The 7089-nt window shown below is 69.5% G+C and carries 6 protein-coding genes and 1 pseudogene; 6 read left to right on the top strand and 1 reads right to left on the bottom strand.

What is annotated here, in order from left to right; genetic code table 11:
- From ACY5KJ_RS15680 to ACY5KJ_RS15655, 6 genes and pseudogenes are all read left to right on the top strand, one after another.
- Nucleotides 1-240, top strand: a pseudogene (locus ACY5KJ_RS15680) (M56 family metallopeptidase); the annotation flags it as partial.
- Nucleotides 241-786: 546 nt separating this feature from the next.
- Nucleotides 787-2199, top strand: a complete 1413-nt coding sequence (locus ACY5KJ_RS15675) for an ROK family transcriptional regulator (RefSeq protein ID WP_462187048.1) — start codon at nucleotides 787-789, stop codon at nucleotides 2197-2199.
- Between the two features lie 286 nt (nucleotides 2200-2485).
- A complete protein-coding gene (locus ACY5KJ_RS15670) occupies nucleotides 2486-3412 on the top strand; it encodes a TauD/TfdA dioxygenase family protein (protein WP_462187043.1) in 927 nt (308 codons plus the stop codon).
- Between the two features lie 215 nt (nucleotides 3413-3627).
- Entirely contained in the window at nucleotides 3628-4668 is a 1041-nt protein-coding gene (locus tag ACY5KJ_RS15665) for an ABC transporter substrate-binding protein (protein ID WP_462187044.1), read from the top strand.
- Between the two features lie 42 nt (nucleotides 4669-4710).
- A complete protein-coding gene (locus ACY5KJ_RS15660; RefSeq protein ID WP_462203684.1) occupies nucleotides 4711-5553 on the top strand; it encodes an ABC transporter permease in 843 nt (280 codons plus the stop codon).
- Nucleotides 5526-6341 carry an ABC transporter ATP-binding protein gene (locus tag ACY5KJ_RS15655; RefSeq protein ID WP_462187046.1) on the top strand — a complete coding sequence of 272 codons (816 nt, stop codon included), beginning with the start codon at nucleotides 5526-5528 and terminating at the stop codon, nucleotides 6339-6341. Before ACY5KJ_RS15660 ends, ACY5KJ_RS15655 begins: the two co-directional genes overlap by 28 nt.
- Here the strand turns inward: ACY5KJ_RS15655 and ACY5KJ_RS15650 are convergent.
- Nucleotides 6335-6586: a hypothetical protein gene (locus ACY5KJ_RS15650; RefSeq protein ID WP_462187047.1), complete on the bottom strand. Its 252-nt coding sequence runs from the start codon at nucleotides 6584-6586 to the stop codon at nucleotides 6335-6337. The two genes, ACY5KJ_RS15655 and ACY5KJ_RS15650, sit on opposite strands and share 7 nt — an antisense overlap.
- Nucleotides 6587-7089 lie beyond the last annotated feature (503 nt).

Raw genomic sequence — 7089 nt, 5'->3', positions numbered from 1 at the left:
GATCCCGGCGGGCCCCATCCCGACGGGCCAGACTCCGGCGGGCCCCACCTCGGCGATGCGGCGCCCGGCCGGACACGACCGGTCGGCGGCGGCCCCCGGCGCGGCACGGCCAATCCGGTCATCTCGCGGATCGCCCGGCTCCTCGACCCGCCAGAAGTGCCGTGGTGGATGCCGCCGTGCGCCTACTTCGGGGCGATCATCGTGCTCGCCACGCCCCCGCTCATTCTCCTGGTCGACTGACAAGACCCCGGTACGGGGCGTCCGGCCCCCGGCGACAAGACACCGATCAGCAACGTTGCGCCATAGCTCGACAACGGAAGGCGATGATCTCTACTTTTTTTATTGACAAGCTGCGGAATGGTAGCTACTATCAGCGTCATGAGCCGGCGCCCGCTTCTGGTCTGCCGTGCACACATTGACTTTCATCGCGTCGCGAGCGCGCTCTGTCGCCCTCACCATCGATCCCGCTGATCATCAGACTCCGTTCCGCTGGCTGGCATCCGTCACCGTAAGCCCCCGGCGCCCGGTGACGGCACCTGCCGTCTCGTGCCCGAGCCAGCCAACGGCAGCCGACCTGATGTCAGCGAAGAGTGGGCCCCTCCCTCCGGTCCACCGTCCTTGTGGTCAGCCGTGCCCCCGGTCCTGACTTCTCCGTGCGTTCCACCTGCCTGTGTTTGCACGCCTTGCGCGTGCGCGGCGACGAGAGGCCCGCCCCGTCGGCCGCGCGGTCGCATCACGAGGAGGTTCTCCGTGCCCGTACGCGACAAGGCGCCAGTACGCGACAAGATGTCGGCGCGGGAAACGCTGCCGGCTCAGGGAAGGCCGCGGGCCGCGGCGGGGGCCGTCTCCAGGCTCGGAGCCGGGAGAACCACTGCCGGCGGCACGGGCAGCCCAGGCGGCTCCGGCGCCCCCAGTGATTACGGTGCCCCGGGTGGCTCCGCGGGCTCCGCGGCGGCGATCCTGCGGGCGGTCCTCGACCACGGTCCGGTTGCCCGCACCGCCATCGGGAGGGCAACAGGGCTCAGTCCGGCGGCGGTCTCCCGGCAGACGGCCGGGCTGATCTCCCTGGGTCTGCTCCGGGAGCTTCCCGCCTCCTCGCTGGCTCCCCGGGCCGGGCGGCCGCACGTGCCCCTGGACGTGGACACCGACCTTCATCTGGCCTGCGGGGTGCACATCGCCGTCCCGTTCGTCACCTTCAGCCTTGTCGACCTGCGTGGACAGGTGGTGGCGCGGGAGCAGTTGCCGCGGGAGGGTGGCCCGGCGGACGTCCTTCGGATGATCGCCCAACATCTGCCCGGCTTCCTCGCCCGGCGTGCCCGGGGCAACCGTGTCCTCGGCCTCGGCGTCGTCACCGGCGGCCGGGTCGACCCCGACCTCGGCGTGGTGATCGAACACGAGCCCCTGGACTGGCATGACGTGCCGGTCCGGGAGGTGCTGGCGGCGGCCACGGGCATGCCGGTGCACGTCGACGGGCACGCCCGCGCCCTGGCCCAGGCGGAGATCCTCTTCGGTGACCCGCGCGCCCGGCGCAGCCTGCTGCAACTGTTCGTCGGCAACGTGGTCGACGCCGCGTTCGCCACCGACGGATCGGTGCACACCGGACCGCACTCCGCCGCGGGCGGCATCGCTCACCTGCGGCTCGCCGACAGCGACGCCCCGTGCCGCTGCGGCCGGTCGGGCTGCGCGCAGGCGGCGCTGTCGGAACGGACCATGCTGCTGCGGGCGGCCCAGGACGGGATCATCTCTCGTCCGGACCTGCAGGTGCTGCTGCACGCCGGGCTCGCCGGCGACCCGCGCGCGCTGTCGCTGTTGCGCGCCAGGCTCCAGCTGGCGGGTCGAATGATCAGCCTGCTCGTGGACATGATGGACCCGGAAATCGTCGTTCTCACCGAGGCCGCCACGCTCTCCCTGCCGGATCTGTTGGTCGACCTGCACGAGGAGATCGCCGCGCACTCACGCGTGTACACCGATCCCGAGCGGATGGTGCTGCCGAGCAGCTTCGGCATGAACGTGCTGGCCGTCGCCACGGGAGCGACCGTCCTCGACGCGGTCCACCGCCGCCCACACAGTCTGCCCGTCCCGCTGCCCACCCCGATGCCATCGCGGACACCATCACCGACGGCCTCACCGACACCGACACCGACAGTCGCCGCAGCCGCCCGCCGGAGGTATTCATTCCATCAGAACACAAAACGTTGACGGCCCGGAAGGGCGAGACCGAAGATTGACCGGTGAGCGACTCCGGGAACGGCGGTACGGGAAGATTTCCCGCGGCCGGCGCGCGTTGTCGCCGATGTTGACGCCCTGCGTCACGTGCCGCTGTCCATCGCGACAGAATCCGTAGTCGATCGCGATAGCGCCGATCGCGACAGCGCAGACGTTCCCGGCACGCCCCGAGAACGCCTCCCACCGGTCCGTCACCCGGAATTCCGGCCGCCATCCCCGCCGTCTCCACATCTTTTCCCAACCCATGGAGGAAAACAGGATGACAACCACGACCCCTGTTCTGGGACTTGACGTCCGCCCGCTTTCCGGCTACATCGGGGCCGAGATTCACGGAGTGGACCTGCGCGAGGACCTGGACGACGCGACCATCGCCGAAATCCGCTCCACGCTGCACCAGTGGAAGGTCGTCTTCTTCCGCGGCCAGAACATCGACCACGCCCAGCAGGTCGCCTTCGGCCGGCGCTTCGGCAAGCTGACCCCGGCTCACCCGCACGAGGACGCGCCTCCGGCGGGCTTCCCGGAGATCCTGCCGATCGACAGCCGACGGTACGCCAGGTTCTTCGGAACGAAGAAGAAGGTCACCTACGACAATGGCTGGCACACCGACGTCACCGCGCTGGTGAACCCGCCCGCCGGGTCGATCCTGCGGGCCGACATCGTCCCGCCATACGGCGGTGACACCGCGTGGACCAACCTGGTCGCCGCCTACCAGGAGCTGCCCGAGCAGCTTCGGGACCTGGCCGATGGCCTGCGCGCCCGGCACAGCTTCGGAAACTTCCCCAGCGAGAGCGAGTACGGGCGGAAGGTCGCCGCAAACCCGCTAGTCGCGATCCACCCGGTGGTGCGCGTCCACCCGGAGACCGGCGAGCGGGCGCTGTTCGTCAGCCCGAGCTTCACCTCCAAGGACAGCGAGATCATTGGTTTCTCGCCGAAGCAGAGCCACCGGATCCTCGACCTGTTCTACGAGCAGATCTCCCGGCCCGAGTTCACGGTGCGGTTCAAGTGGAACCCCGGTGACATCGCCTTCTGGGACAACCGCGCGACCTCCCACCTCGGCCCGTCGGACCTGGGTCACCTCGACTTCGACCGGGTGCTGTACCGGGTGACCATCGAGGGCGATGTTCCGGTCGGCGTCGACGGCAAGGAATCCGAGCTGGTCGCCGGGGAACCGTTCCTCGGCTCCTGATCCGCTGTCCGCCGCTCTCCGCGGGCACCGCGGGCACCGCGGGCACCGGAGCCGGCGATCCGCTGACAGCCGCGAGGGCCAAGTCCCGCGCGGCGGTCAGCACACCGCCAGACAATCCACCTCGAACGACAAGCCGCCCCGACCAACGATCCACCCCGAACGGCCACCGTTTGTCCGCCGGATCACGACCGAACGACCCGATAGGGAGATTTCCGATGCAGCATCGACGACCGCGCAGGCGGCGTCTTTCCCTCCTGTCCGCCGGACTCGCCGCGGCCGTCACGGTGACCCTGGCCGCCTGCGGGAGCGAGGACGGCAGCGGCAGCGCGGGTTCGGCCGCCACGGGTGGCCAGGTGACGCTGCGGATCGGCGACCAGGGCAAGTATCTGGAACTGCCGCTCACGCTCTCCGGCGAGGCGCGGGGCACTTCCTACGGGTTGAGCTGGAACACCTTCGCCGACGGTCCGCACATGAACGCCGCGTTCAGCGCGGGCAAGCTCGACGTGGGCTTCATAGGCGACACACCGGTGCTGTTCGCGAACGGGGCGCACGCCGGCGTGACGGCGGTCGCCGTCGCGGAGAACCCGGTGAACACCCAGACGATCATCGTCAAGGCCGGCTCCGGGATCCACAAGCCAGCCGACCTCAAGGGCAGGCGCATCGCCCTCACCCTCGGTACCTCTCTGCACGGTTACCTGCTCAACCAGCTCTCGTCCGCCGGTCTGAAGCAGAGCGACATCACCCCGGTGAACGTGCCCATCACGAGCCTCGGAGCGACCCTCGCCTCCGGTCAGGTCGACGCCATCGTGTACGCCAAGCAGTACGTCGCCGCGGTCGGCCAGCAGGCCCCCGGTTCCTACGAGATCGAGACCAGGCCGCTCCCGGTCTTCTCGGTCGTGCTGGCGTCGAAGAACGCCCTCAAGGATCCGGCGAAGCGCACGGCGGTGCAGGACTTCCTGATCCGCCTGTCCCGGGCGTCCGCCTGGCCGAAGGCCCATGAGGACGAGTGGATCCAGAAGTACTACGTGGGCCAGCTCAAGCAGAACCCGCAGGCGGCGAGGAAGTACTTCGACTCGCTACCGCAGGCACTCTACAAGCCGGTCTCCGAAAGCTTCATCGAAAGCCAACACGTGCAGGCCCGGCTGCTGATCGACGTCGATCAGCTGCCGAAGACCCTGAACGTCGACGACGAGATCGACAAGGGTTTCAACGCCGAGCTGACCGCCGCGTTCACCAAGGCCTCGCTGGCCACCTGAACCTCAGAACACCAGGACATTCCATCCGAGGGGGGGATCAACGTGACCGAACTCATCTCACCCGGCGGCGTCATCGCCGGCGGCCGGACCGAGGCCGGGCCGCGCGGCACCGGCGGGCGCCGGTGGATTCCGCCGGAGGTCCGCCGGTTCACCGGTCCCGCGCTGTTGTTCGCCGCCTGGTGGACGGTCACGGGACTCGGCCTCGTCAGCGACCGGTCGTTGGCCTCCCCGGCCGCGGTGTTCGGCGCGGGACGGGAGCTGTGGAACAGCGGCGAGCTGCTGGACAGCCTCGGCATCTCGCTCTACCGGGGCGGGGTCGGCCTGATCCTCGGAGTCACCATCGGGCTGACTCTCGCGGTGATCGCCGGTTTCTTCCGCGCCGGCCAGGACGTCGTCGACTCCGCGATGAACTTCCTACGGACGATCCCCGTCATCGCGTTGCTGCCGCTCATCATCGTATGGATCGGCATCGGCGAGGAAGCAAAAATCTTCCTGATCACCGTGGGGGTCTCCTTCCCCATCTACATGAACACCTACTCCGCCATCCGCGGGGTCGACATCAAACTGGTGGAGGCCGGCCAGACCTTCGGCCTCGGCCGGTTCGGGCTCATCCGGCGGGTCATCGTTCCCGGCGCGCTCCCGGGCTTCCTCGTCGGTCTGCGCTGGGCCCTGGGAGTCGCCTGGCTGCTGCTGGTCTTCGCCGAGCAGGTCAACACCGACAAGGGCATCGGCTACCTGCTCAACAGCGCGCAGTCCTGGAACCGGACCGACATCATGGTCCTCTGCCTGGTCATCTACGGAATCCTGGGACTCGTCAGCGACGGAATGGTCCGTATCCTGGAAAGGACGCTGCTGTCATGGCGCCGCGGCTTCGACGGAACCTGAGCACCGACACCGACGACGCTCAGTACACCACCAGCGCTCAGCGCACCACCGAAACCGGCGAAACCCGCGGTGCCGACGGCGCCGCCATCCGGATCCGCGGCCTGCGTCGCACCTTCGGGGATCACACGGTCCTCGACGGCCTCGACCTCACGGTCGCCTCCGGGGAGTTCGTCGCTCTGCTGGGCCGCAGCGGGTCAGGGAAGAGCACGCTGATCCGCATCCTCGGCGGCTTCGACGGCGACATCTCCGGCGAGGTTCTGGCCACCCGGCAGCGTTCGGTCGTCTTCCAGGAGGCCCGGCTGCTTCCCTGGACACGGACCCTGGCCAACGTGACGATCGGTCTGTCCGGCCGTGACGTTGCCGAACGCGGACGGGCGGCGCTCGCGGAGGTCGGGCTGGCCGGGCGGGAACGGTCCTGGCCGGTGACCCTGTCCGGCGGTGAGGCACAGCGGGTCGCACTCGCCCGGGCGCTGGTCCGGGAGCCGGACCTCGTCATGCTCGACGAACCGTTCGGGGCCCTCGACGCCCTGACCCGGATCAGGATGCACGCCCTGCTCCAGCAGCTGTGCCGTCGTCACCGGCCGGCGGTGCTGTTCGTCACGCACGACGTTGACGAGGCGATCCTGCTCGCGGACCGGGTGCTCGTCCTCACCGAGGGACGGCTCTCCCTCGACGTTCCGGTCGATGTGGCGCCCCCTCGGCGACGGGCCGACCCCGCCTTCGACCGGCTGCGTTCCACGCTGCTGGCCGAGCTCGGTGTCGACGAACTCGCCGAAGGCGATCACTGACCCGCCGCCGTCGAGCGGGCGATCTCGGGTCCGGTGGTCTGCGCCAGCAACGGCATGGTCGACGCGATGACGGCGAGGGAGGCGACGAGTCCGGTGATGACGAGCAGGTAGTACCCGGCTCCGGGTGGATGGAGGGCCTCGTCGAGCTGCGCGCGCAGGAAGAGCTGGGCCGCCGTCTCCGCCGGATCCGGCGGAGACGGCGGCCGTGAGCATGAGCGGGGCGACCGTTTCCAGGATGACAACATGCCTCAGCACCGCGAGTGGCGCGCCGGCAAGGCGCAGGAGGCTGAACGGGCGTTTGCGGTCGGCCAGGCCGCTGGCGACGCTGACCGCCAAGCCACAACCGGCGATGGGCAGGCTGGTGAGAATCACGACGTCCGCCAGCCGCCGGTAACTGTCAAGATGCCACGAGCTCTGGGCGTCGGCCTCCGCGAAGGTCACGGGCGGAAACGTTCTCGGGTAGGCGATTCCGAGGATGGTACGGACCCGTTCGACCGCGGCCGTCGACCCGTCCGTGGCGACGACGATCTCCTCGAGGGGAAGCCGCTCCAACTCGGTGACGGACGTCCCGGCCGCCGGCCACGTGGTGTCGGCCATTGGCGAAGCCACGTCGACCACCGAGCCGCCCACGCGGAGCCGGATGGTCACGGCCTCGGCGCCGGCCGGGCAGCGACCGAGCGTCGGGACGCGGGCAAGCTGGGCACAGGAGACTAGGGCCTGTTTGGGAAGTATGTCCCGAGGCTGGCCG

This window comes from Frankia sp. CcWB3 (assembly GCF_977927595.1).
Note: the sequence above shows the minus strand (reverse complement) of the source record. Positions and strands in the feature narration are given on the sequence as shown.

Coding starts and splice junctions, on each gene's coding strand:
- ACY5KJ_RS15655 (WP_462187046.1), top strand. CDS start 5,526: ATGGCGCCGCGGCTTCGACGGAACCTGAGCACCGACACCGACGACGCT.
- ACY5KJ_RS15675 (WP_462187048.1), top strand. CDS start 787: ATGTCGGCGCGGGAAACGCTGCCGGCTCAGGGAAGGCCGCGGGCCGCG.
- ACY5KJ_RS15650 (WP_462187047.1), bottom strand. CDS start 6,586: ATGTTGTCATCCTGGAAACGGTCGCCCCGCTCATGCTCACGGCCGCCG.
- ACY5KJ_RS15670 (WP_462187043.1), top strand. CDS start 2,486: ATGACAACCACGACCCCTGTTCTGGGACTTGACGTCCGCCCGCTTTCC.
- ACY5KJ_RS15665 (WP_462187044.1), top strand. CDS start 3,628: ATGCAGCATCGACGACCGCGCAGGCGGCGTCTTTCCCTCCTGTCCGCC.